Annotated in this window: 25 protein-coding genes; 8 read left to right on the top strand and 17 right to left on the bottom strand. The window is 45.3% G+C overall.

Annotation, left to right across the window (positions count from 1 at the left end; genetic code table 11):
* Positions 1-49: 49 nt before the first annotated feature.
* Positions 50-985, bottom strand: a complete 936-nt coding sequence (mdh, locus tag L5M17_RS04915; protein WP_105250210.1) for a malate dehydrogenase — start codon at positions 983-985, stop codon at positions 50-52.
* A gap of 294 nt (positions 986-1,279) precedes the next feature.
* Between mdh and argR the strand changes: the two genes are divergently transcribed.
* Positions 1,280-1,750: a transcriptional regulator ArgR gene (gene argR / locus L5M17_RS04910; RefSeq protein WP_006080175.1), complete on the top strand. Its 471-nt coding sequence runs from the start codon at positions 1,280-1,282 to the stop codon at positions 1,748-1,750.
* A 147-nt stretch (positions 1,751-1,897) separates the two neighbouring features.
* Here argR and L5M17_RS04905 read toward each other — a convergent pair whose 3' ends face one another.
* Positions 1,898-2,530 carry an NAD(P)-dependent oxidoreductase gene (locus L5M17_RS04905; RefSeq protein ID WP_263145621.1) on the bottom strand — a complete coding sequence of 211 codons (633 nt, stop codon included), beginning with the start codon at positions 2,528-2,530 and terminating at the stop codon, positions 1,898-1,900.
* 106 nt (positions 2,531-2,636) lie between these two features.
* Here L5M17_RS04905 and L5M17_RS04900 point away from each other — a divergent pair, with 106 nt between their 5' ends.
* Complete coding sequence (locus L5M17_RS04900; RefSeq protein WP_113939097.1) at positions 2,637-3,539, top strand: LysR family transcriptional regulator; 903 nt, start codon at positions 2,637-2,639, stop codon at positions 3,537-3,539.
* 73 nt (positions 3,540-3,612) lie between these two features.
* Here L5M17_RS04900 and L5M17_RS04895 read toward each other — a convergent pair whose 3' ends face one another.
* The 5 genes from L5M17_RS04895 to L5M17_RS04875 form a co-directional block, all read right to left on the bottom strand.
* Positions 3,613-4,548: a Dyp-type peroxidase gene (locus tag L5M17_RS04895; protein ID WP_113939098.1), complete on the bottom strand. Its 936-nt coding sequence runs from the start codon at positions 4,546-4,548 to the stop codon at positions 3,613-3,615.
* A gap of 247 nt (positions 4,549-4,795) precedes the next feature.
* The gene (gene ggt, locus L5M17_RS04890; protein WP_263145619.1) at positions 4,796-6,508 is read right to left on the bottom strand and encodes a gamma-glutamyltransferase; all 1,713 of its coding nucleotides are present in this window, start codon (positions 6,506-6,508) and stop codon (positions 4,796-4,798) included.
* A gap of 145 nt (positions 6,509-6,653) precedes the next feature.
* Positions 6,654-7,733 (bottom strand): ABC transporter ATP-binding protein, encoded by a 1,080-nt coding sequence (locus L5M17_RS04885; RefSeq protein ID WP_105250215.1) that lies wholly within the window; start codon positions 7,731-7,733, stop codon positions 6,654-6,656.
* Positions 7,733-9,364: an ABC transporter permease gene (locus L5M17_RS04880; protein WP_263145616.1), complete on the bottom strand. Its 1,632-nt coding sequence runs from the start codon at positions 9,362-9,364 to the stop codon at positions 7,733-7,735. Before L5M17_RS04880 ends, L5M17_RS04885 begins: the two co-directional genes overlap by 1 nt.
* 76 nt (positions 9,365-9,440) lie before the next feature.
* Positions 9,441-10,448 (bottom strand): Fe(3+) ABC transporter substrate-binding protein, encoded by a 1,008-nt coding sequence (locus L5M17_RS04875; protein WP_131525198.1) that lies wholly within the window; start codon positions 10,446-10,448, stop codon positions 9,441-9,443.
* A gap of 220 nt (positions 10,449-10,668) precedes the next feature.
* On the opposite strand from L5M17_RS04875, the gene L5M17_RS04870 reads away from it, so the two are divergent.
* Positions 10,669-11,070, top strand: a complete 402-nt coding sequence (locus tag L5M17_RS04870) for a hypothetical protein (protein WP_263145613.1) — start codon at positions 10,669-10,671, stop codon at positions 11,068-11,070.
* 14 nt (positions 11,071-11,084) lie between these two features.
* On the opposite strand, the gene L5M17_RS04865 is transcribed toward L5M17_RS04870, so the two are convergent.
* The 3 genes from L5M17_RS04865 to L5M17_RS04855 form a co-directional block, all read right to left on the bottom strand.
* A complete protein-coding gene (locus L5M17_RS04865) occupies positions 11,085-11,681 on the bottom strand; it encodes a glutathione S-transferase N-terminal domain-containing protein (RefSeq protein WP_131525196.1) in 597 nt (198 codons plus the stop codon).
* A 92-nt stretch (positions 11,682-11,773) separates the two neighbouring features.
* The gene (locus tag L5M17_RS04860; protein WP_263145611.1) at positions 11,774-12,523 is read right to left on the bottom strand and encodes a ferredoxin--NADP reductase; all 750 of its coding nucleotides are present in this window, start codon (positions 12,521-12,523) and stop codon (positions 11,774-11,776) included.
* Between the two features lie 136 nt (positions 12,524-12,659).
* The gene (locus L5M17_RS04855) at positions 12,660-13,274 is read right to left on the bottom strand and encodes a DUF5610 domain-containing protein (RefSeq protein ID WP_263145610.1); all 615 of its coding nucleotides are present in this window, start codon (positions 13,272-13,274) and stop codon (positions 12,660-12,662) included.
* 226 nt (positions 13,275-13,500) lie between these two features.
* On the opposite strand from L5M17_RS04855, the gene L5M17_RS04850 reads away from it, so the two are divergent.
* The 3 genes from L5M17_RS04850 to L5M17_RS04840 all read left to right on the top strand — a co-directional run bounded on the left by L5M17_RS04850 (position 13,501) and on the right by L5M17_RS04840 (position 15,981).
* The gene (locus L5M17_RS04850; protein WP_028761805.1) at positions 13,501-14,118 is read left to right on the top strand and encodes a SixA phosphatase family protein; all 618 of its coding nucleotides are present in this window, start codon (positions 13,501-13,503) and stop codon (positions 14,116-14,118) included.
* 11 nt (positions 14,119-14,129) lie between these two features.
* Positions 14,130-15,620, top strand: a complete 1,491-nt coding sequence (locus tag L5M17_RS04845; protein WP_105250223.1) for an FMN-binding glutamate synthase family protein — start codon at positions 14,130-14,132, stop codon at positions 15,618-15,620.
* A 151-nt stretch (positions 15,621-15,771) separates the two neighbouring features.
* On the top strand, positions 15,772-15,981 hold the full coding sequence (locus L5M17_RS04840; RefSeq protein WP_105250224.1) for a hypothetical protein: 210 nt from the start codon (positions 15,772-15,774) through the stop codon (positions 15,979-15,981).
* Between the two features lie 108 nt (positions 15,982-16,089).
* Here L5M17_RS04840 and L5M17_RS04835 read toward each other — a convergent pair whose 3' ends face one another.
* Positions 16,090-16,347, bottom strand: coding sequence for a hypothetical protein (locus L5M17_RS04835; RefSeq protein ID WP_105250225.1), 258 nt, complete (start codon positions 16,345-16,347; stop codon positions 16,090-16,092).
* Positions 16,348-16,426: 79 nt separating this feature from the next.
* Positions 16,427-18,223, bottom strand: a complete 1,797-nt coding sequence (locus L5M17_RS04830) for an ABCB family ABC transporter ATP-binding protein/permease (RefSeq protein WP_263145607.1) — start codon at positions 18,221-18,223, stop codon at positions 16,427-16,429.
* A gap of 472 nt (positions 18,224-18,695) precedes the next feature.
* On the opposite strand from L5M17_RS04830, the gene L5M17_RS04825 reads away from it, so the two are divergent.
* Positions 18,696-18,872: a hypothetical protein gene (locus L5M17_RS04825; RefSeq protein WP_105250227.1), complete on the top strand. Its 177-nt coding sequence runs from the start codon at positions 18,696-18,698 to the stop codon at positions 18,870-18,872.
* Between the two features lie 103 nt (positions 18,873-18,975).
* Here the strand turns inward: L5M17_RS04825 and aroG are convergent, their stop codons facing one another.
* From aroG to L5M17_RS04800, 5 genes are all read right to left on the bottom strand, one after another.
* Positions 18,976-20,031, bottom strand: a complete 1,056-nt coding sequence (gene aroG, locus L5M17_RS04820; RefSeq protein ID WP_131525191.1) for a 3-deoxy-7-phosphoheptulonate synthase AroG — start codon at positions 20,029-20,031, stop codon at positions 18,976-18,978.
* Between the two features lie 350 nt (positions 20,032-20,381).
* A complete protein-coding gene (locus L5M17_RS04815) occupies positions 20,382-21,575 on the bottom strand; it encodes a tetratricopeptide repeat protein (RefSeq protein ID WP_263145603.1) in 1,194 nt (397 codons plus the stop codon).
* A 127-nt stretch (positions 21,576-21,702) separates the two neighbouring features.
* A complete protein-coding gene (locus L5M17_RS04810; RefSeq protein WP_168824642.1) occupies positions 21,703-22,041 on the bottom strand; it encodes a hypothetical protein in 339 nt (112 codons plus the stop codon).
* A gap of 178 nt (positions 22,042-22,219) precedes the next feature.
* Positions 22,220-23,470, bottom strand: coding sequence for an ammonium transporter (locus L5M17_RS04805; RefSeq protein ID WP_028761801.1), 1,251 nt, complete (start codon positions 23,468-23,470; stop codon positions 22,220-22,222).
* A gap of 10 nt (positions 23,471-23,480) precedes the next feature.
* Positions 23,481-23,819: a P-II family nitrogen regulator gene (locus L5M17_RS04800; RefSeq protein ID WP_028761800.1), complete on the bottom strand. Its 339-nt coding sequence runs from the start codon at positions 23,817-23,819 to the stop codon at positions 23,481-23,483.
* A 344-nt stretch (positions 23,820-24,163) separates the two neighbouring features.
* On the opposite strand from L5M17_RS04800, the gene L5M17_RS04795 reads away from it, so the two are divergent.
* Positions 24,164-24,706: a hydrolase gene (locus L5M17_RS04795; protein ID WP_263139709.1), complete on the top strand. Its 543-nt coding sequence runs from the start codon at positions 24,164-24,166 to the stop codon at positions 24,704-24,706.
* Positions 24,707-24,828: the final 122 nt, after the last annotated feature.

Here is a 24,828-nt window from a genome sequence, read left to right as displayed (position 1 = left end):
AATGGCTCCGTTTTTAATTCGTCATAATCTAAAAAGATTATCCAAAATATTATTTAACGAAATCAACGCCTAGTTTGATATCGCCTTTCAGCGTATCTAACATAGAATCACGAGCGTTAGCTTCGAATGCACTCACTTCACCGTAAGGCAGTACTTTTTCAATACCGTTTTTGCCTAACAGCACAGGTTGTGCGAAGAATTCAGCATGCTCACTGCCGCCGTCAACATAGGCGCATTCAACGATGTTAGCTTCGCCTTGCAGACCACGAACCAAAGACAGACCGAAACGGCAAGCCGCTTGACCCATAGACAGAGTCGCGCTTCCGCCACCGGCTTTAGCTTCAACCACTTCTGTACCCGCGTTTTGGATGCGAGTCGTCAAACTTGCCACTTCTTCGTCAGTGAAAGTCGCGCCTTCAACTTGAGACAGTAATGGCAGAATGGTCACGCCGCTGTGGCCGCCGATCACATTCACTTTAACGTCAGCAACGTTCAGGCCTTTTAATTCGGCGATGAAAGTTTCAGAACGGATCACGTCTAGAGTCGTGATACCGAACAGACGGTTCTTATCATAAACACCCGCTTTTTTCATCACTTCTGCAGCGATAGCCACAGTCGTGTTGACTGGGTTAGTGATAATGCCAACCAAAGCCGTAGGGCAAGTTGCCGCTACTTTTTCGATCAGGTTGCGAACGATACCCGCATTGATATTGAACAGATCGGAACGATCCATACCAGGCTTACGCGCAACACCAGCAGAAATTAGAACAACGTCAGCACCCACTAGGGCAGGCGTTGGATCTTCACCAGCAAAACCTTTGATTTCAACAGCAGTTGGAATGTGGCTCAAGTCAACCGCAACACCCGGAGTTACCGGTGCGATATCATATAGAGACAATTGTGAACCCGCAGGCAATTGAGTTTTTAACAGTAGGGCAAGAGCCTGGCCGATACCACCAGCAGCACCAAGTACAGCAACTTTCATAGTTATCTCCGTTATTTCTCGGATATGTGTGACATGGATCTAATTTGCGTTGGCGTCACATTACTGGAATGTCACAACAATTTCAATTATCCCTTAGTCGTGGGACAAAAGAATTCCGGAATAACGCAGAAGCAATGTAGAACAATTACTCAAATTGGGATTTTTACGCCCCCTACAAACACTTAACCACTGAGAGCTAGTGAATTTTTATTCAACCAATCTGGTTATTTGTTGACAATTTTTCTAAAAATATTCAAAATGGGCCTGTTTTTTTGAATAACGAATAATAATATTATGCAAACGACCAAGAATCAGGATGACCTTGTTAGAATTTTTAAGTCGATTTTAAAAGAAGAGCGCTTTGGCTCTCAGAGTGAAATCGTCACCGCCTTGCAAGCTGAAGGCTTTGGTAATATTAACCAATCAAAAGTGTCACGCATGCTCAGCAAGTTCGGCGCAGTGCGGACTCGCAACGCTAAGCAAGAAATGGTGTATTGCTTACCAGCCGAATTAGGCGTACCCACCGCGGGTAGCCCACTGAAGAATTTGGTACTCGACGTCGATCACAACCAAGCTATGATCGTCGTGCGAACTAGCCCAGGTGCCGCGCAGCTGATAGCCCGCTTGTTGGATTCTATTGGTAAACCAGAAGGCATTTTGGGTACGATTGCCGGTGACGACACTATCTTCATTTGCCCATCGAGCATCCAAGATATCGCCGATACCTTAGAAACCATCAAATCTTTATTCAATTATGCAGAATAAAAAAACAGGTCAGTGAGCTGACCTGTTCTATTTTATCAATACATTTTGAAGTGCAATACCGCGCTGGTTATTTGGCCATTGTCCCGATTACGTTACACATTCCAGCACAATATCTAACTCACAATCTCTAACTCAACTATAGCGATATCAGTAAGCCACACTGATGCGCTGGTTTGGGTAAGCGCCCTTTTCGGCTTCATCTACCATGGCTTTTGCGTAATCGGTTACAGAGATACGGCTTTGACCATTAGCATCGGTAAAGAAGCTGTCGCCACCAAGACGGTACGGGCCTTCACTCTCACCGGGATAAATCTCAGCCGCTGGGCTCACAAACGTCCAATTGATTGCCGTTTGCGCCGCACGGAATACCTTCAAGGCTTCACCCTGAGCTAACGCCTCATCTTTATATGCTGCAGGGAAATCTGGGCTAGAGACCAGCGTCACACCCGGCGCCACTTCTAAGCTTCCAGCACCACCGACCCACAATAAACGTGGCACGTTAGCGTTAGGCAGCACATCCAGTAAATGCTGAACCGTACTCGCCACTAGACCATGATTTTGTTGGGCGCGGCCACCAACGGCGGCAATCACGACATCTACGCCAGCAAAAGTATCGGCGACCAATGGCAGCTCTAAATCCACGGCACGTACTGCCACGTCAGCCACGGATAACTTGCTTGGGTCACGCACTAACGCTGTCACTTGATATCCACGACTCTGTGCTTCTTTTAAAATTGCACCACCGATCCAACCCGTTGCACCTAAAATTGCGATTTTCATTTCATTGTCTCACTCAGATGATTTACATTGGATCCAGTTTACTTGCAGTTTTTCACCTAATAAACATCAATAATTGAGCATGATTGTTTCAATATAGGATACTAATGTGGATAAAATTGCCGCTATACGCAGTTTCGTCGAAGTCGCAAACTGTGGCAGCTTTACCAAAGCTGCCGAACATTTAGACCTCAGCCGCCTGCAGGTTTCCCGTCATATTCAAGAAGTGGAGCAGTGGTTGAGTTTACGCTTATTACACCGCACCACGCGCAGCGCCAGCTTGACTTTGCAGGGTGAGGAAGCGCTACAATTTTGCCAGCGGATCTTAAGTGAAGTTGCTGCCATGGAGAGTCGTGCCCACAGCCATAACAGTGAACTGGTAGGCAGTATTCGTATCGCTACGCCTATTGGCCTTGGGCAGCACAGTCTGTTTGATGTCGTTGATCGCTTTATTAAAATTCATCCTAAGGTCAACATTCAACTGGTGATGTCGGACAGTTTTGCGCAATTGGTAGATGAGAGAGTCGACGTGGCGCTACGCTATACCGAGCAACCCGATGAGAATCTCATAGCTCGGCGTTTGATGACCATAGATGCGGTACTTTGCGCAGCGCCGAGCTATCTTGATAGCGCAACGCCACTCCTCGAACCCATTGATCTGCTGGCCCACAACTGCCTCATACACTCAGCGCAACAAAACTGGCCTTTTCTAAAAGAACTGCAAGCCGAGCACGTCAAAGTTACAGGGAATCTTAGGGCTAACGATATGGGAGTGTTGGTCAGTGCGGCGCTACGTGGACATGGCATAGTGCGTTTACCCTGTGACTTAGCTAACCAATACCTTGCCAGTGGTCAACTCAAAGAAGTCCTACCCGAATTTACGACACCAGGCCAAACCTTGTGGGCGGTATATTTGTCCCGCAGTTATCAGCAAAATCTAGTGCGCGCCTTTATCGATTTCACCGCCCTGCAATGGCAGCTCGATATCAAAAAATGGGTTCCCGCGCATTAGCATAAAAAAACGCACTTAGGCGTTAGCTTAAGTGCGTCTCGATTGATACTAATTCGGCTTGATTATAGAAAGCTTATTCGTCGAACTGCAGCATAAAATCCAGTGCGGGGGCAAAGAAAGATGAACCTGTCATCGCCTTAGTAAAATGCATCAAGTGATCATGATTGCCTTCGCCATCACCAAACATCATGCTATGCAGCATCTTTTCAAAATGTTCTGGCGTGCGGCAGTTAGAGATAAACATTAATCCCTGCTCCTTCAGCGAACCATAGGGCATACTCTGACGCAGGATCTCCATTGACTTACCATCGGCATCTTTAAGATTAACGCGCTTGATATGGCTGGTCAGTGGCTTATCTTCAGATTCATACTCGATATTATCTTGCTTAGTACGGCCGATAATATCCTCTTGTTTTTTAACTGGTAATCTATGCCACTTACTCAAGTTATGGGCATACTTTTGCACATGAATATAGCTGCCACCCTTAAACTCAGGATCCTCATCACCCACAAGTGCCACTTCCTGGCGGTGACGCCCCTTAGGGTTTTCGGTACCATCGACAAAACCAGTCAAATCACGGCTATCCATAAATCTAAAGCCACGCTCTTCTTCAACTAACTCCACTAAATCTTCAAACATTTGGCTGATTTCATTAGCCACTAAATGCAGAATATCGTAACGATCACTGCGAATATGCACGAATAAATCATATTCAATTGCAGGTGCTTCACGACTGCCCACTTGCATCGCAGGGAAAGGTTTAAGCAGTTCAGGGCGAGCAGTAGGATAGAGGCTATCCCAATAATTAGCACCAATACCAACAAAACCATTGAATGCACTGTCGGAATATTGATCTGTCAGCTCATAAATATACTGCGCAACGTTGGCAAGACAGGGACGTAATTGCGACTCGACATTGTCATTGGCATTAAACATCAAATAGACACTGTGTAAGTTCCCCTCTGCACACACACCCAACTGTTCACGCGGCATATTTTGAATATCCATTTGGTTATCACCCTTTTTCTAAATTCATTTTCGGCAATATTATCCGCAACTTTACCTAAAAATGACATTAACTAACGCACAGTTTGCTCTGATCTGTTTATGATAATGCCAATAGCGGAGCATTATCCCACCCAAGGCCCTTAAACATAAAAATTGACGAGACCATTAAAGTCTCGCCAATCAGTTAAATCGAATAAATGAAGCAAAGCTTACTCTGCCTCAAGCTTACCTTAGCGTGACGCTGAAGTTAATAACCCGCGGCGTGACCATCCTTGCGACTCTCAGAGGCCGCACGATATACGCCGGTTTCTGCATTAAATCCAATGGCTTGATAGCCACCAAACTCCCCAAGTCCATCACGCAGTACATGGCCTTTCTTAATCAACTCACGACGGGTTTCTACCGGAAAACCTGATTCCAGACTAACGTAGCCGCCATCATTCATCACTTCGCCTGTGGGCTCGGTTGAACCCATATGCAAAATTCTGGGGGCATCGCCCGCTTCTTGCAAGTTCATTTTAAAATCAATCAGATTCATTACAATCTGCGCGTGCATTTGTGGCTGAGTCGCGCCGCCCATCACCCCAAAGCTCAGCCAAGGTTTACCGTCTTTGGTCACAAAAGCCGGAATAATGGTATGGAATGGACGCTTGCCCGGTGCGTAGGTATTAAAACGCCCTTCCGTTAAATCAAACATCTGCCCGCGGTCTTGCAGCACAAAGCCGAGATCCGGCGGTGTCATCCCTGAACCCATACCACGGTAATTACTCTGAATGAGTGACACCATGTTGCCATCTTTGTCGGCGGTAGTCAGGTACACAGTATCGCCATGTTGCAACGCTGGATTACCCGCATCGACACTCTTGGCGGCTTTTGTAGGGTCAATCAACTTAGCGCGATCATAGTTATATTTCTGTGAGATAAGCTCGGTAACGGGCACTTTATTAAAGGCCATGTCGGCATAAAACTTAGCTCTGTCAGCAAAGGCGAGTTTCTTTGCTTCGACAAATAAATGGACATATTCAGGACTATTAAAGCCCATGGCAGCCACATTAAAGGGTTCCATGGTTTTTAAGATTTGTAGCGCCGCAATGCCTTGACCATTAGGTGGCAGTTCCCACACATCGTAACCACGGTAGTTCACCGAAACGGGATCTATCCAGTCGCTAGTATGGCTCGCTAAGTCATCATAACTTAAATAACCACCTTGGGATTTCATGTACTTATCGATACTTTTGGCGATATCACCTTTATAGAAAGCATCGCGGCCGCCCTTAGCAATTTTCTCATAGGTGTTAGCAAGCGCGGGATTTTTAAAGATTTCCCCTACGGTAGGCATCTTACCATTAGGCATATAGGTTTCTTTAAAACCGGGGAATTTAGCCAGTTTTTTACCACTGCCATCAAGGTAATAGGCAATCAACTCTGACACAGGGAAACCATCACGGGCGTAATGAATTGCAGGCGCGAGGTTATCGGCCATAGCTAATTTACCAAACTTATTATGCAGCTCGTACCAACCGTCAACAGTACCCGGTACAGAAACTGGCAAAGGTCCAAGCGGCGGTAAATAGTCTAATCCGAGGGATTTAAGCTTTTCTAAACTTAAGGATTTGGGACTGCGCCCCGATGCATTAAGACCATAGAGGCGTTTATCTTTTGCGCTCCAAACGATAGCAAATAAGTCCCCACCGACACCCGAGCCCGTTGGCTCGACTAATCCTAACATAGCGTTAGCGGCAATCGCTGCATCGACCGCACTGCCGCCCTGTTTGAGTATATCAATAGCGACTTGCGTGGCTAAAGGCTGACTGGTCGCCGCCATCCCTTGGGTTGCATACACTTCTGATCGCGTTGCGAAGGCTTTACCTGTGATCCTATCCATGGCCATCACTCCTGAAGACGATATTGCCGTTGCTACAATAACGAGGGTGCAAATTGAATTTATTGTTTTTATCATAATTCCTCCAAAACCGGAGGATAAAAGTAGCAAGGATGGTCGAAAATATCACCAACCAATACCGCATAGACCCAAGTTAAACGTAAGCAAAAATGTCGTACTTTAGTTGGCTATGTCATATCTGCATTAAATAAATACTCATCGCTTAGATTGGGTCCCCACAGTTTGAATATGCTGAAGATTCAAACAACACGAGCGAATGCGGCTCAGTCGTTACCCCAACTTTTTGGCCGATAGTGAGCTGCATCATTTGGCTACGCACCTCCACATAATAAGCATGGGAAGCGGCTTCAATTTTGACCCAATAATGACAAAAGGCGCCTAAGAAACGTCGCTCAGTGATAGTACCAACGCCCTGTTCATCGGCGCTGAGCGTCAATTGCTGTGGTCGCAAGAATACTGTTCCGCTGAACTCGCTCGGCAAATTTAATGGCGTGAGGCTCGTTAAATGACCTATGGGAGTGACAACACTGTGCCCATCAAACACTGCTGCAGGTAAGTAATTACCGCTACCTAAAAAGTCCGCCACATAGCGGCTGTTTGGGGCGGCATATAAGGCTTCGGCACTACCATGCTGCACTATGATGCCTTGATTAAAGATGGCTAAAGTATCTGCAAATACAAAGGCTTCATCCTTGCTATGAGTAACAAACACCGCGCTGACATTACGCTGTTTTAAGATGCTGCGAATTTCCGCCATCATCTCGTAGCGCACTTGGGCATCAATATTGGAAAAAGGCTCATCGAGCAGCAATAACTGCGGCTCATAGGCAAGTGCCCGCGCAATCGAAACTCGCTGCTGCTGACCGCCAGATAATTCATGGGGATAACGCTGTGCCAACCCTTCAAGTTTGACCAAGGCTAGCATTTCATCCAAACGTGCCTGACGTTCTGCGCCCGACAATCTAGCCACCCCAAAGAGGATATTTTCCGCCACAGTCAAATGAGGGAAAAGCGCATAGTCTTGAAAAATCATGCCGATGCCGCGCTGCTCGCTAGGTACAAACTGGCTATCGCCACTCACTATGCGGCCATTAATCTGGATTTCACCTTGGCTTATGGCCTGTAATCCAGCAACCGCACGTAATAAGGTCGTCTTGCCACAACCGCTTGGGCCTAACAACGCCAGGATTTCCCCTTGGGCGAGCGTTAAACTCAAACCTTTAAGTACTTGCTGGCCCTGATAATCGCTATGAATTTGCTTAAGCTTGAGCGTACTTGTCATCAGCTGTGATGCTCCAATGAACGGTTTAAATAAATAAGCGGCACTAAACCCACCAGTACAATCACAATAGCAGCTAATGCGCCGTGCTCGAGTTTTTCATCGGACGCAAACTGGAATACATAAGTTGCAAGATTCTCAAAGCCGATAGGCCGCAGCAATAACGCAGCGGGCAGTTCCTTCATGCTTTCGATAAACACCAATAAAGCGCCCGCAAACAATCCCTTGGCAAGTAAAGGCAAATGCACCCGCCGCAAAAGTTGCCTAGGAGTTTGCCCCATGGTCAGGCTCACCATGTCTAGCGATGGCGAGATGCGTTTATAACTGCTTTCAACACTGCCAATCGCAATTGCCACGAAACGCACACAAAAAGCAAAAATCAATGCCATCACACTGCCTGTAAGGATAAGACCAGGACCTGCTATGCCGACAAGATCCGCCAGATCGTTAATCGCAAAATCTAGCATAGTTAAAGGCACTAATACCCCAATAGCCAGCACAGTGCCTGGTAAGGCATAGCCCGTCGAAGCTAACCGTGAGGGCAAAGCATCACTCTGTCTTGGGCTTATCCGGCGAACGAACATAAGCAGTAAGGCGATTAAGCAACAGAGTAAACTGGTGATCAGCGCAAGACTGAGGCTGTTAAGACTCAATTGCCAAAAACTCTTATCCCAGCTTTGTTCAAAGTAACCAATGGCATAGGATAATAAAATCCCGAAAGGTAACAGAAAGGCTAATAGCAATAGCATGCCGCAAAAGCTGAGTGCGACCAAGGTTTGAGTCATCGAGAGTCGATACAAGTCAGTGACTTGTATACGTGATTGTTTTTGGAATAACTGCTGTTTACGACGGGCAAAACGCTCAAATCCAATCAGACTAAATACCACCAGCAAGATAATCACCGATAACTTAGCGGCGGCGGTTAAATTGCCATAACCCAACCAAGTGTCGTACACGGCTGTCGTTAAAGTAGGCACGGCAAAATAGTTAACCGTTGCAAAATCAGCGGCCGTCTCCATCGCCACTAAAGCCACCCCAACGGCGAGCGCAGGCCTTGCCATAGGCAAAGATAAACGCCAAAAACTTTGCCACGGTGAACAGCCCATAATGCGCGAAGCATGCGCCAAACTTAAGGATTGCTCCATAAAAGCGGTACGCGCCAAGAGATAAATATAGGGAAACAATACCAGCGACAACATACACGCCGCGCCGCCTAAGGTACGAATATCGGGGAAGAAATAATCCTGCGGTGAGTCCCAGCCAAATATCGAACGAAGACCGCGCTGCACTGGCCCCGCATAATCGAGTAAATCGGTATAGACGTAGGCAACAATATACGCAGGCATAGCGAGGGGCAATAATAGCGCCCATTGCAAATATCGCCTGCCGACAAAGTCACAACGAGCCATCAACCAAGCGCAGGGTAACGCGAGTAATAACGCCCCCAGACTCACCCAGAAAATCAGCAATAAACTATTAATGATATATGTCGGCAGAACCGTTGCCATCAAGTGCCCAAACACGGCTTCGTCAGGCTGAAAAGCTTGAAATATCAACGCAAATAGTGGCAATACCAGCAAGGCGGCCACGGCATAACCAGCAAGCGACCAGCTTCTGGCTAATCCTAAAATCATGTCAATCCTTAAAACGTCACAGCGCCAATCACTGGCGCTGATAACCTAAATCTGCATTTTGTCGCTAGCACTGGAGCTAGAGATCAAACTGCACTTCATCTAATAGCTTAACCGCCGCTTGGTGATATTCTGCCAACTTAAAAATGGGTAACTGATCTGACTTAAACTTACCCCATGAGGCCACTAAAGATGAAGGTGCCACATCGGCTTTCACTGGATATTCCATATTCACATCGGCATAGGCCTTTTGAGCCACATCGGCGGATAAGAACTCCATCAATTTGATCGCATTGGCTTTATTAGGCGCATGGCGAGTTAGTACCATGCCAGACACATTCACATGGGCACCGCGGTCAGCTTGGTTCGGGAAGTTGAGCGTCACAGCTTCGGCGATCGCCTTTTGCTCAGGATCCTGCAACATATTGCCGTAATAGTAGCTATTACCAATGGCGATCTCACACACACCTTCTTTTACTGCGGCAATTTGCCCCCTATCGTTCCCCTGAGGTTTGCGGGCTAAATTAGTTTTCACGCCTTGTAACCAAGTTTTTGCCTCTGCTTCACCGTGATGAGCAATCATAGATGCGACTAACGCTATGTTGTATGGATGCTTACCACTGCGAGTACAAATCTTTCCTTTATATTTGGGATCGGCTAATTCTTCATAGGTCAATTGCTGCTGGCCTAAACGATCCTTGGCTGTATAGAGATTTCGCACCCGCATAGTCAGGGCATACCACTGGCCGTCGGGATCGCGATACTGCGCAGGAATATTGCTCTCTAGCAGGGGATTTTTGACTGGAGAGGTTAGATCTTTATCCACTAATTCAACTAAACGTGAAAAATCAGACGTCAGCACAAGATCTGCTGGGGATAAACGGCCTTCACGGACGAGACGCTCGGCAATACCGTCTTTAGCAAATACCAAATTCACACCTATGCCAGTTTCTTCGGTGAAACGCGTCAGGATAGGCTCCACCAAGAAAGCTTGACGATAAGAATAAACGGTTAATTTATCATCTGCATTCGCTGAATGCCCAACCGACATTAACCCAACAACAGCCGCGCAAGTTACCCATTTCATTACCGAATTCTCCCCAAAGTGATGACGTGTTCAGTAAAATTTGAACACTAACGCATTAATGATAATGCTTATCAGTTTCGCAAGAGTAATGGATACAGAACTTGAGAGCAAGCAGCTAATTAACTTTATGTTTTTAATGGTATTAATCTGAAAATTTGAGATTATCTCAAATCAAACTAAACTGAACCTTAATTTGATAAAAATGCTTTCAGGAGGCGTTATGTTAACTGTTTTGCTGCTAGGCGTAGCCGCAATTGCGCTATTTGGCTTATTCAAACTCAATACTAGTCCCAAAAGACATAAACACCCTTCTCAAGCTGCAGATCCCAGTATTAATAAAACTCACAGTTTTCACAGTGTGAGCATTGTGAATAACGGCAGTTGCTGTGAGCAGATTGAAGCGCTTTCTGGAAAACGATTTTTATCGAAAGATGCGCCCGAAATTCCGATGGAAGAATGCACTATGGCAAACTGCCAATGCCGCTATCAACACCATGAAGACAGGCGCCAACTAGGCAATGATCGCAGAGTAGAATATGGGGTTACTCGTGAATTATTCGGCGCTTTTGGTGAACAAAATCGCCGTGATAGGCCAAAAGGAAGACGCGCAACCGATGGTTGAGCATCCTCTGCGGATTATTGGGGACGAGTTTGAATAAATGCAGGTAAATCACGCATTTCACTGAACCAAAGTGCTGTCGCAGGTGCAACCTTACGCCAATCTAGCTCTGGATGTCTAAAATCCACATAATCGAGTAAGCAAATCAAAGCTAATTGCGGTGCTTGAATCGTGGTTTGGGTGATCACAGTTTGAAGCTCAATCTGCATAAGGCCGCGCAGCAGTGCTTGTTCAAAACGTGCAGTCCAAAATACTGACCTCACGCCTTCTTCTTCACGCATTTGCTCTTGGCGTAATTTCACCGCGCTATCGATTAAGCCTTTGACTAAAGAATACTGACACTCCAGCACCCAGTTATTATTTGAGATCCCAAACATCTTACGATCGCCAAGCTCTGCATCTAGGTAACGCATGATCACTTCACTATCGAATAGTGCTACACCATCGTTGGTAATAAGACACGGGATCTGTCCTAACGGGTTAGCATCGAGTAATTCTGCGCTGTTTTCAAAGGGATTAACTAACTGCTCTTCAATATTGTTAATCCCTAGATACTGGATTAAGGCTCTTACACAACGGGCATAGGGCGAAGCTTGAGAACTTAACAACTTCATCAAAAATTTCCTTTTGTTTGCATTAAATGCTATGGCTTTTTAGGGGCAAGAACGGAAACAAGTTTACTCTCGCCTTCTATGTAAAATTGAGATTACCAGTATTTTTCAACGGTAATTTGCCCAGGAGCACGGCGTAAATTCTTCACTAACCCTTTATCGAGTAAAGCGGCTTGCGCACCATTAATCATACCCGGATTGCCGCAGATCATAACTTGAGAGTCAGCTGCGTTTAAGGTTAATCCTGCCTTTTTTTCGATTTCACCCGAGACTATTCCCTCGGGAATGCGGCACTGCAAAGCATCGGCAAAGGGTTTACGGGTCACACTCAAGACTAATGAAAATTGTTCAGGGTATTTGCGTTCTAAATTATGCAGCTTATCAAGATATGCCAAATCCTGTGCCTCGCGCACGCCATACACAAGCACGACTTGTTCAAAACGCTCCCAAGGTTCATCGGTGTCGAGCATAGACAAAAATGGCCCTACCGCTGTTCCTGTGGCTAAAAACCACAAATGCTTCCCTTGGAGTTCACCCTTAGGAATTTCAGCTAAGGTCATAAAACCGGTCGCGGTTGAGGTAATTTCAATTTCATCGCCTATTGCAAGGTTGTGTAATTGAGGCGATAACAGGCCATCCTCTACCGCAACGGCGAGCACCTCGGCATAGGGTTTATCGGGAGAATTTACTAAGGAGTAGGCTCTAGCCACACGCTTATCATCTTGCATTTGACTTAACTTGATAAACTGACCAGGAATAAATGGAGCTAACTCGGCAGCAATGCGCAATGAGAATAACTTATCACTCCAATCAATACGTTCTATCACTTGTCCCCTAATCCACATAACTTGCCCTCAAGCGAAACGTTAAATAGGCTTCCAGCATAGACTTTTTTCTGCACAACAAAAACCCCTTATATAAGGGGCTTATGACTATAACACTGAATATAGAACTGAAAATACTGAGGTATTAACTCGGACTCTATGCTGTCTCATCAGTCTTCTTGTTAAAGCTATCTCTAAAGGCTTGCAGCCCCTCTTGCACTAAGCTGTAGGTTTTATCGACACCATCGGCAATATCACCCTGCAATACTTTAAGGCCGGACAGAATATCTTTAGCCTCTTTAAAGCCATTGTCGATGGCACCGCCAATAATCCCCATAAAGCTATCGAGTTGATCACTTAGACTCATACCCGAATTTTGTTGTTGGTGAATGCTAAAAAACTGCGTCGCAAAACTCACGATACGATCTGCAGTCGCTTCTGGAGAAGTATCTACGCCATTATCGTAAGCCGTCTGAATCGCGTTCTCGCCCATAGTGGGCGCTAATTCTTTATTAATCGACTCTATCGCTGCGCGATAAAGCAAGGCCATAGACTGATCGCCTGACTTGATATTCACATCTTGCTGTGCCGATAAAATCGCTTGATTCATCAGCTGCTTACTCGTTTGCTGCGCGGTTTGCTTCGAGGTTACTTCTGTGGCTTTCGCGTCCTTCGAATCACTCACGTCGGTGCCCTTAGACGCCGCGTTTTCAGCATATTTTTTCTGTGGCAAAGGAGTACTTTGCACTTGAGGGGGTTTATTGATTTCCATGATGACTATCCATTCAATTCGGGTCGACTTAATTATCGACCAAAATTTAACCAGCTTTAGTAATTTTTAGAATTGAAGTACCATCTGACCACAAGGCCATGATAAGGCCCACATAAATTAAGTGGGTTCATTCTTTAATAAGGTGCATAAAGCGCCAACCCACCGCAATGCAGATCATTACTATCGCTGAGCTTAGACATAAGCCAATAGAAAAGGATGTTACACCATGGCAGCAGGCCGCAGTTTGAGTCATTTCCGCTTTCACGAGTTTACACTAATCCTTAAGCACTATTTTAAGCATAATCTGGGTATCAATATAAAACGCTTTAGCCTGCTAACAAGCCTCGTCATATTCACTTGCCTCGGCTTTACTCCCATTAGCCAAGCTCATGCGGAGAGCAGACTAATTATTTTAGTCAGACATGCCGAAAAAGCCGACACGCCAGCCAATAACCCGCAGTTATCACCCAAGGGAGAAATGCGCGCAACATCACTGATCACTGCCTTGAGCCGCACGCCGCTGTCGCAACTTATTGCGACTCAATACCTAAGAACCCAGCAAACACTCACGCCCATCGCCGAGGCTCGCCATTTACCTGTGACGATAGTAGAAGCAGCCAAACCTATCGAAGGACATATTCAACACATTGTCGAACAAGTGCATGCTGTAAAGGGCAATACACTCATCGTTGGGCATTCAAACACTGTCCCACTGATCATTAAAGCCCTTGGTGGACCTGAGATCCAAGCGATAAGTGAAGATGACTATAGCCAGCTGTTTTTACTCTCTCTTAATGATGACCAACCTGCGAGCTTGATCGCCACCCGTTACGGACAAGAATAAGGATAAATAACATGAGTGAACTCAATTGGTTTATGTGGGGACTCGATCTATTTTCAGGGCTGTTTTTGATTGTAATAGGACTCGCAGTACTCGCGGTTATTTACATGTATATCGCAGATAAAATGCAGACCAAACAAGCGGTAAGACATAACTATCCTGTAATTGGTCGCTTTCGGTATCTGTTCGAGAAACAAGGCGAGTTCTTTAGACAATACTTTTTCGCCCAAGACAGAGAAGAACTGCCATTCAACCGTGCAGAACGCAGTTGGGTTTACCGCGCAGCTAAAAATGTTGATAGAACTATCGCCTTTGGTTCAACTCGCCCCTTAGATAATGCTGGTACCATTATGTTTATGAATACCGCCTTCCCAACCCAAGATGAAGAGATCACACCCATTCATCCACTGACAATTGGCACCAATTGCCGCCAACCCTATACGACTCAAGCCATTTGTCATATTTCAGCCATGAGCTTTGGGGCTCTATCGCGCCCAGCAATTACCGCCCTTTCCCACGGTGCAGCGCAGGCGGGTTGCTGGCTTAACACAGGTGAAGGCGGCTTGAGCCCTTATCATCTAAAAGGTGGCTGCGATATCGTCTTTCAAATTGGAACGGCCAAATACGGTGTACGTAATGAGCACGGACATTTAGACGATGAAAAGCTCAAGTCGATAGCCATTCATCCCGAAGTCAAAATGTTCGAAATTAAAATGAGTCAAGGAGCTAAACCGGGCAAAGGTGGCATTTTACCTGGGATCAAAGTCACGGCTGAAATTGCCCATATTCGCGGTATTCCTCAGGGTTATGACTCTATTAGCCCTAATGGTCATATTGAATTCAAATCCGTGAACGATATTTTGGATATGGTTGAACGAGTACGTGAAGTTACCGGTAAACCAACGGGCATTAAGGCCGTACTCGGTGACGTGCAGTGGCTCGAAGATTTATGTGATGAAATTGAACGTCGTGGCGAAGACTCTGCCCCCGACTTCTTTACCTTAGACAGTGCCGATGGCGGCACAGGCGCTGCACCACAACCTTTAATGGATTATGTCGGATTACCACTGAAGGAAAGCTTACCTATCCTAGTTAATGTCTTGATCCAACGAGGCTTGCGTAAACGCATCAAAGTCATCGCTTCGGGTAAACTCATAGTGCCATCAAGAGTCGCTTGGGCTTTGGCATTAGGTGCCGACTTCATCGCATCGGCCCGTGGCAATATGTTCGCCCTCGGTTGTATTCAAGCCTTACAGTGCAATAGAGATACCTGCCCAACGGGCATCACAACGCACAATCCCAAGCTACAACAAGGACTCGATCCTAGGGATAAATCGGCTCGTGTTGCTAACTATAATCATAATTTACACCATGACTTAGCCTTAATTGCGCACTCTTGCGGAGTGACAGAACCAAGACAACTCAAACCCTCACATGTCCGAATTGTACTCGATAGCGGTTTATCCATTTCACTCGATAAATACTATGCACATATGGATAAGTAGCCGCGAACCCTCGCGGTTAATGGCGAATACAACTTTCGTCTATATAGGGTTTACATAAGGTATATTTGAATGCGTATCACAAAAGAGGTAAGATCCGTGACGTGAGACATTATTCAAATGTCTTACCCACAATTGAACTTAAGGAAACACTTTGAAATCTAGCTTCGTAAGCCAACTGCCCGCCAGTAAAACTGTAAGCACTAGCTGTAAGAGCTGTAATCGCCTGACCGAGATCGAAGGTGAACTGGTGTGTTTTCGCGAAGGGCAGATCATTCGACTCACTTTGATAGATGAGTCAGTACCTAAATTGAATCTTTTATGTGAAGGTTGGAAAGCGGGGAAGCTGAACGGCGTAGCTTAATTCAGCCATATTTTATCTCTGGAGTCTCTCTAGAGCATCAAGAATAGAGGCTCACCTCTATTCTCGGACGTTCTCACCTAAACTGTACTAAAGCACTAGCGAACACACCTAACGCATACCCATAAAGTCACTTGTCGGCGCGTTCATATCGCGGATCACACCTGCCAGCACCATTTCTGGATTGACTTTCGCCAAGGTAAGTCGCCGAGTGGTCACCAGTAGACCCGCGTTCAACTCAGCATGAATGCGTTGCAATGAATCATAATCAACACCACGTTTTTTCAATGTCGCCATGATGGCATACCAATCAGTGGCGACTTTTTCTTCTTTGCCTTCAATATTAGCTCTCAGTGTAATATTTTCCATGCCAGATCTCTTCCGATTGATGTGTTGGCATTGAGTATAGAGAGCCGAAGCTGAATAAAGACTGAACTGTATTGCGCTATTAACTGCTCAGATGAGTATGTTGTTGCTCATTTTGTATCCGCCATAATTTGGCATAGAGACCATTTGCCAACAGCAAAGTCTGATGATTACCTTGCTCAACTATTTCTCCTTGGCTTAATACCACAATTTGATCGGCATCGACTATGGTCGATAGCCTATGAGCTACCACTAGGCTAGTGTGCCCCTTAGCGACTTCCCGCAGTGCCGACAAAATAGCTTGCTCGGAGCGACTATCGAGTGAAGATGTCGCCTCATCAAACACCAGCACGGGCGAGCCCTTCAAAATGGCCCTTGCTATCGCGACCCGCTGTTTTTCTCCGCCAGAGAGTTTTAAGCCGCGCTCACCCACCTTTGTGTCCCAACCAAGGGCAAGTGATGCAATAAATTGCTCTAAGTGCGCTAATTTAATAGCATTACGCACCTCTTCATCAGTCGCGTCTGGGCGACCATAACGTATGTTTTCGACTAATGAATCGTTAAACAGCACAGTATCCTGCGGCACTATGGCAATGGCACGCCGCAGCGCATCTTGGGTGAGATGGCGGATATCTTGTCCATCGATTTTAATTGCACCTTGGTCCACATCGTAAAATCGAAATAGCAGTTTAATCAGGGTCGATTTACCTGCACCACTATCACCTACAACAGCCACCTTTTTACCGGCTTCAACCTTAAAGCTCACGTCCCGCAGAATTTGCCGCTCATCGTAGCTAAAATTAACATTTTCAAATATCAACTCACCCTTAGTGGGTTGAAAATCGAGTGCTTGGGGTAAGTCGACTATCATAGGATGTTTATCGAGCAGGCTAAACATGCGCTCAATATTGGCTAACGCGCCGCGAATTTCGCGATACACAAAACCTAAGAAGTTAAGGGGTAAAAAGAGCTGCATCATAAACGCATTAATCAACACAAAATCACCTAAGGTCATATCGCCATAGGTAACTCTGTATGCCGCCAGCGCCATCATAGCCGTCATCGCCAAAGCGATAATCACAGCTTGTCCACCATTGAGCGCAAACAAAGATAAACGATTCTTACGCTTAGCGACTTCCCACTGTTCAAGCGCTTGGTCATAGCGCTGCGACTCATACTTTTCATTATTAAAATACTTCACCGTTTCATAGTTCAGCAAGCTGTCGATGGCGCGGGTATTCGATAACGAGTCAGCCTTGGCCGCATCACGTACATACTCAGTACGCCATTCGGTCGCGACCACAGAAAAAATAATATAAGCCAGCACAGCAACAAAAGTGATTGCCGCAAACGCAATGCCATAGTTATAGAAGAAAATGCCGATCACCATGACAATTTCGAGCAAGGTTGGCACTATGTTGAACACCATAAAACGCATGAGGAAACTCACGCCGCTGGTGCCGCGTTCAATATCGCGGGATAGGCCGCCGGTTTTGCGCTCTAGATGAAAGTCGAGGTCCAGTCGGTGTAAATGGTCGAATACTGCTAAGCCTAAACGGCGGATCGCCCGCTCGGTTACGCGGCCAAACAAGGTATCGCGGATCTCCCCCGTAATCGCCGTTAGTAAACGTACCGCACCATAGGCCAACACTAATCCTACGGGCACACTGAGGGCTTGCGCGGTTTTATCGGCATCTAAGGTGTCGACCAAATGCTTCAGAATAAAAGGTAGAGCCACGCTGGTCAGCTTAGCGATGATGAGGCATGACATCGCCAGCGCAATACGGCCTTTGTATTCCAATAAGTAAGGCCAAAGCAGTTTCATGACGTGCCAGTTTAATTTATCGACTGGACCTTCAAAATATAACGTTGGGCGCATAGGACATAACCTTGAATGAGTTATGCCAATTGTAACAGTTCACACCGAACATAAGCTAAGCGAAACTAGCAAAGTCTGAATAAAATCAATCAGATTTTCCTGACAGACAAATAGACTTATTCACGACATACTCAGCTGCTATTTTGATTGCATTTAAAGTCAAAACATCATACTTACGCATTACACTGGCGTATTCACAATAAATGAATTTATACTGATTTGTGTTCAGGCATGTACCGTTTTACTTAACCTCAGAGCCGTATGTAGGAGGATAAGAGTGCAATGGAAGAAGGCTTGGCACAGAGTTGCTGCTGTTGATTATTTTTGCAGTTTTGCCCAAAATGCCATGGAGGCGGTTATACAAATCAATAGAATTTGTTAACCTCTACGCGCTAGATTTTGCGATTCATACGCCCAAGTTCTAGCGAGAACATTAAGACAAACAAATTAAATTAAGATCAAAGGAAGCTTTATGTTGGATTCCGCTAAAGTTCAATACCCGCCATTACCACTGATCCAAACTTGGGTGTGGATGATGATCGAATCAGGCAATCCAGAGATACAAGATAAAGGTAGAAACAACCTTATTGCCGCCTTTGGTAGCTTAGCCAAAGCAAATGAATACATTGTTGAAATAAGCAATAAATAGATAAAACAAAGGCGCCGGGATAGCGCCTTTGTTTTTACTTAACCCGCAATCGTTAACGGCTAACTCAGGTATAGTTGCGGCTTATGTTCGCTCGAGCAGACAATTAAACCTGACGGCGTTCGATAATGCTTTGGTTCAAAATGGCTAACAGACGCTCGGTATCATCCCAACCAATACACGCATCGGTAATACTCTGCCCATAGCATAACTCTTGACCTTCAATAAGATCTTGACGACCTTCCACTAAATGGCTTTCTACCATAACACCAAAAATAGCAGTATTTCCCGCCGCCACTTGACCAGCGACATCTTCAGCAACCACTAACTGACGTTGATACTCTTTACTACTATTCGCATGGCTAAAGTCGATCATGATGTTGTCGGCAAGCTTGGCTTTTAACAATTGCTGGCTAATCTCAGTGACATGCGGCGCACTATAATTGGGCTCGCGGCCACCCCGTAAAATAATGTGGCAATCAGGATTGCCCTTAGTCGAAACGATCGCCGAATGGCCCAACTTAGTCACAGATAAAAAATGGTGTGGTGCATTGGCAGCACCTATCGCATCAATAGCAACTTTGATCGTGCCATCAGTACCATTTTTAAAGCCGACCGGACAAGAAAGACCCGAGGCTAACTCTCTGTGTACTTGAGATTCTGTCGTACGGGCGCCAATGGCTCCCCAGCACATTAAATCAGCCATATATTGTGGGGTGATCATGTCAAGAAACTCACCCGCGGTTGGCATACCGCTGTCGTTCAAATCCACTAATAATTTACGGGCGGTGCGTAAACCATCATTGAGTTTAAAGCTGTTATCCATGTAAGGATCGTTAATCAGCCCCTTCCAACCCACTGTGGTTCTTGGTTTTTCAAAATACACTCGCATCACAATTTCGAGTTGATCTTTATAACGTTCACGCAGTGAGACCAAACGCTGTCCATATTCCAACGCAGCTTTGGGATCGTGGATAGAACAAGGCCCAATCACCACTAATAGACGATCATCAGACTTAGCCAGAATATTATGGATACTATTACGCGCATTAAACACAGTCGCAGAGGCTTTTTCGGAAGCAGGAAATCGTTCAAGAATCGCGATAGGTGGAAGTAACTCTTTTACTTCTTTAATGCGAACGTCATCATTTTGGTAATACATAATTTTACTGCTCCAACGCTGGTGTTTAGGCTATTTCTATCGCTGCGATAAGGGATCTCAACTGCAATACTGAGTTCAATTTATCGAGTCTCAAGCGCCAATGCAACCAAGTTGTCTCCATTTCAAAAAATCAAATATAACTTATTGTTTTAATATATTTAAAAAAAATCAAAATTCAAATATGCCAGCTAACTCACGGCCTTGATGAACAAAATCGAATATGGCGGATAAAAAGGAATAAACATATTTACTGCAAGTGTATTTAGGTGCCCTATATTAGCAAGCAAAGATGTTTACCCGTAATAAGCTTAATTGATGGCCAGCGCTCTATAGAAAAGAGCGGGCAAATGCTAATGCTGTAACATGACTTGTAACTTGCTCTGATAGCGTTGACGCTCTGACTCATCTCGGCTCAAAGCCAAGGCTTTATCCATATTCAGTTTGGCACGCTTTTCGTCCCCCAGCGCCCAGTAGGTTTTAGATAAACCGAAGAAGAACTCATGACGATAATCCGCTTTTGCCAACGCCCTTTGATACCAAGCCAAGGCCTCGTCGTATTGATGCTCATCATAGGCTTGCTGCCCCATGTCATAGTAATAATAGGGATTACGTATTCGCGCTAATTCAAGCACTTTATTAATTTCGGCCCATTCATCAAGCCGCCCCTGCTCCCCTAAAATCAAGGCTAAGTTATAAAGCGTTGTCAGATTTTTCGCATCAAACTTGAGTGCATAGCGATAAACCTGTTCGGCCCGCTTTTCATCACCTTTATGCCGGTAAATAATGGCGAGCGTGTTGAGTGAAGGAACAAACTGGCCGACTTTTAAACCCACTTGAATCAAGGCATAGGCCCTGTCTAAATCACCGTTCACCAAAGACTCTGCCGCCATATTGTTGTAAAACATGCTGATTAAGGTCTGCCGATCCACTTGGGTTTTACCGTATCCCCGTAGAGCTCGCTCTGGCATAAAGTCCACTAAAACTGCGGTAGATGACACATAAACTGAATGTGCGTTTTCAGGTGGAAGTAAGCGTAAATTCACATGCCCATTGATTAAATAGAAATCACCTTGCTTATCCCATACGGGTTCTATCGCAATATCTTGATACTCAGCACTCACATTCAATATGTCCGCTAACGCAGAAGTCATGACCACTAAAGACATGCAATTACCCGCCTTTTGGGCGTAGGTTTCACGGGCAATTTGGGTCAGATTATCTTGATATCGAAAATCAATGTTAGCGCTATTGGTTTGACTCGCATTAATATAACTAGCTAACCATTCATTGGCTAACATGTTGTTATTGTGTGACAAAGTGTATATCCCATAGCGACGTTTTACGTCTGTTACGACCTCGGGTGGCAGATAAAAAATATCCGCAACAGAAGGAATATCGGCCACAGGGGTAAACAGTGAATCGGCAAGTAACGACTCAAGATCCGACGGATTAGGCTCAATGGTCGTCGAGCTACAAGCAAACAATTGACTGAATACAACGCTCAAGATCGTACTCAAGTATACGGCTCGGAATAGTTTCGACATACGTCCTCCCACACCATTAGCTCCTATTTGAGCTTATTACAAATGGCGAAAAAGACGACATAAAATGGTTACAAAAAATAATAATCGCGATCGATTGAAAATAATTGCAAATAATTTAACGAATTAACTATTGCGAAGGTCGGTCAACTTCTATGTATAACTCACGCTGCTGATAATCATACGGCCGATAGTTATGCTCTCCACAGGTAAAATGTCGATAGGGTTTCATGACCGTAACGCAACCTGAGGGTAAAGCCTGCAGAATTTGGATTTGCTGCTGGCGACGAAGTGACTCCTGCCATTCAAAATCCTTGAGCACTTGATCACGCACGGCAAAGGCATCGACAGGCTCACTTGAGCGATTAACGATCACTTCTCCTGCAAAGGCAGAAACCGATATCCAGCCAGAAATGACGATAAGACTTAGTCGCGAAAATTGACCTATTGTTTTTATATTCAAGCTCATAGAACACTCCTTAATTTATGCAAGAAAACAGAATTGCTCAGTAATTAAGCTTATGACCCTGTGCTAAAACTTCAATCACAGTGATTACCCATAAAAAAGCAGAGCCTAGGCTCTGCTTCACTATCCCTCGATCCAAGCTAAGCATCAAGGTGAATCACGCATTAATGTGCAAGTTTAATCAGCCCGCATTTTTGACCGTAACAAACTCAGGATAGGCATCAATACCGCAGTCAGAAGCATCCATACCGTTGTATTCTTCTTCCTCAGTAACACGGATCCCCATGGTTATCTTAATCACATACCAGACAGCAAATGATGAGCAGAATACCCAAGTGAAAATGATCGCTGCCCCCGTCAACTGTCCGGTAATAGTTGCATTGGCATTGGATAATGGCACACACATTAAGCCGAGGAAACCAGCCACACCGTGTACTGAAATCGCACCGACGGGATCGTCAATCTTAATGCGATCTAAGCCCACAATCGAGAACACCACCACACCGCCCGCCACTAAACCAATCACACCCGCCATTAACAATGAAGGCGAGAGAGGATCTGCCGTAATCGCCACTAATCCAGCCAAAATACCGTTAAGGATCATGGTCAAATCCGCTTTACCCCAAATCATCTTACACACGATAAGAGCTGAGATGGCACCAAAAGCCGCTGCGGTATTGGTATTCACAAACACTTTCGCCACTGAGCTTGCATTCGCCGCATCCGACACCATTAATTGCGATCCGCCGTTAAAGCCAAACCAGCCCATCCACAGAATAAACATACCTAAGGTTGCCATTGGCAAGTTAGAGCCTGGAATAGGATTCACTTGGCCATTAGGCCCGTATTTACCCTTACGCGCACCGAGCAATATCACGCCAGCAATCGCCGCGGTCGCCCCCGTCATATGCACAATACCGCTACCAGCAAAGTCTACAAAGCCCAGTTTAGCGATAAAACCTTGGCCCCAAGTCCAATAACCTTCTACTGGATAGATAACCGCTGTCATCACCACAGAAAAGAACAAGAAAGCCCACAACTTCATCCGTTCCGCCACAGCACCAGAGACAATTGACATCGCCGTTGCCACAAATACAACTTGGAAGAAGAAGTCAGATTCTAATGCATGGCTCGCATCTGCTGATTGCGAACCAATTAAGGTGCCAATTGACGGTAACCAGCCACCTTCAGTGTTATCCACATACATGATGTTATAGCCAACCAACAGATACATCACACAGGCAATCGCGTACAGCACAACGTTCTTAGTTAAAATTTCAGTGGTATTTTTAGAGCGAACTAAACCCGCTTCTAACATAGCGAATCCCGCCGCCATCCACATGACTAAAGCGCCAGAAATCAAAAAGTAAAAGGTATCGAGTGCAAAGCGTAGTTCAGTGACTGTGCCGCCTAATTTCGTTAATTCTTCCATTGTCAGCCCCTTATAGCGCTTCAGTATCAAGTTCACCCGTACGGATACGGATAGCATGTTCTAAATCAACGACGAAGATCTTACCGTCACCAATTTTCCCCGTATGAGCCGCAGTGGTAATGGCCTCAATCAACATGTCGAGATTTTCAGCCTTAGTGGCAATTTCTAGTTTTACTTTTGGCAAAAAATCCACCTGATACTCGGCGCCGCGATACAACTCTGTATGCCCTTTCTGACGGCCAAAACCTTTCACTTCGGTCACCGTCATGCCCTCAATACCAATTCCGGCGATAGCTTCACGGACATCATCCAACTTAAACGGCTTGATGATAGCGCTGACTAGTTTCATCCTGACCTCCAAAAAAACGCGATTGTTATTAACTTGTATCAAAGGTAATTCAATCATTAGGCCAACAATTTAATCTATTGATTATTATTGGTTTAAATTGTTTAACACTATTTTTTAAGGTTAAAAATGCACCATAATCGAGCACTAACTGGTGCGATGCACTCTTTTAGTGAGCAGTTTAAGTGCGACAGCTATTCGACCTTAGGCCTATTGGTAACAAGGTTAAATTAGGGTCTACTGGGGGAAGCGTAAATCGAGATGAAATCTGAGCATCACAACACAAGCTCTTAGACAAAAGCGAAGATCATCACTAAGACAATCATCAAGCGCAGAAGGAAGGCCCGATGTTAAAACCAGAAGAATGTGTTCTCGTTATCGTCGATGTGCAAGGAAAACTTGCACAAATCATGGATAACAGTGACAAGCTGCATCAACAACTACAGACCTTAATCCAAGGCGCACAATTATTTGAAATTCCAATACTGTGGTTAGAACAACTACCCGATAAACTCGGAGCAACTAGCACTGAGCTGCAAACCTTACTTGCGAAAACCAGCTCACCCATTGCTAAGCAGCATTTTAGCGGCTGGCACTGTGACGCGTTTGCAAAGGCATTAACTAAGACGAATCGCAAACACGTCATAGTCGCGGGTATTGAAACCCATGTGTGTGTTTACCAAACCTGTTGTGACCTTATCGAACAGCAATATTCGGTGCATTTAGTCGCCGATTGCGTATCGTCACGCAGTGCTGAGAATAAACAACTTGGGATCCAAATGATGACGGCCAGGGGCGCCCTATTAACTAACGTGGAATCGCTATTATTTGAATTACAACATCAAGCCCAAGGCGAGCGATTTAGGGCGTTATTAAAACTGATCAAATAGCGATTTAGCCCGTGGTATTCACTCGGCCAGCATGATCAACGCCTGACATTACTCGATATTTTTTCCATAAAAAAGCCCCCGCTGAGTCAGCGAGGGCTTTTGTTTGCATGAGGGGTTAGCTC

The organism is Shewanella sp. SW24 (assembly GCF_025653395.1).
Lineage (GTDB): Bacteria > Pseudomonadota > Gammaproteobacteria > Enterobacterales > Shewanellaceae > Shewanella > Shewanella oncorhynchi.
This window is presented reverse-complemented; position numbering and strand designations above follow the sequence as displayed.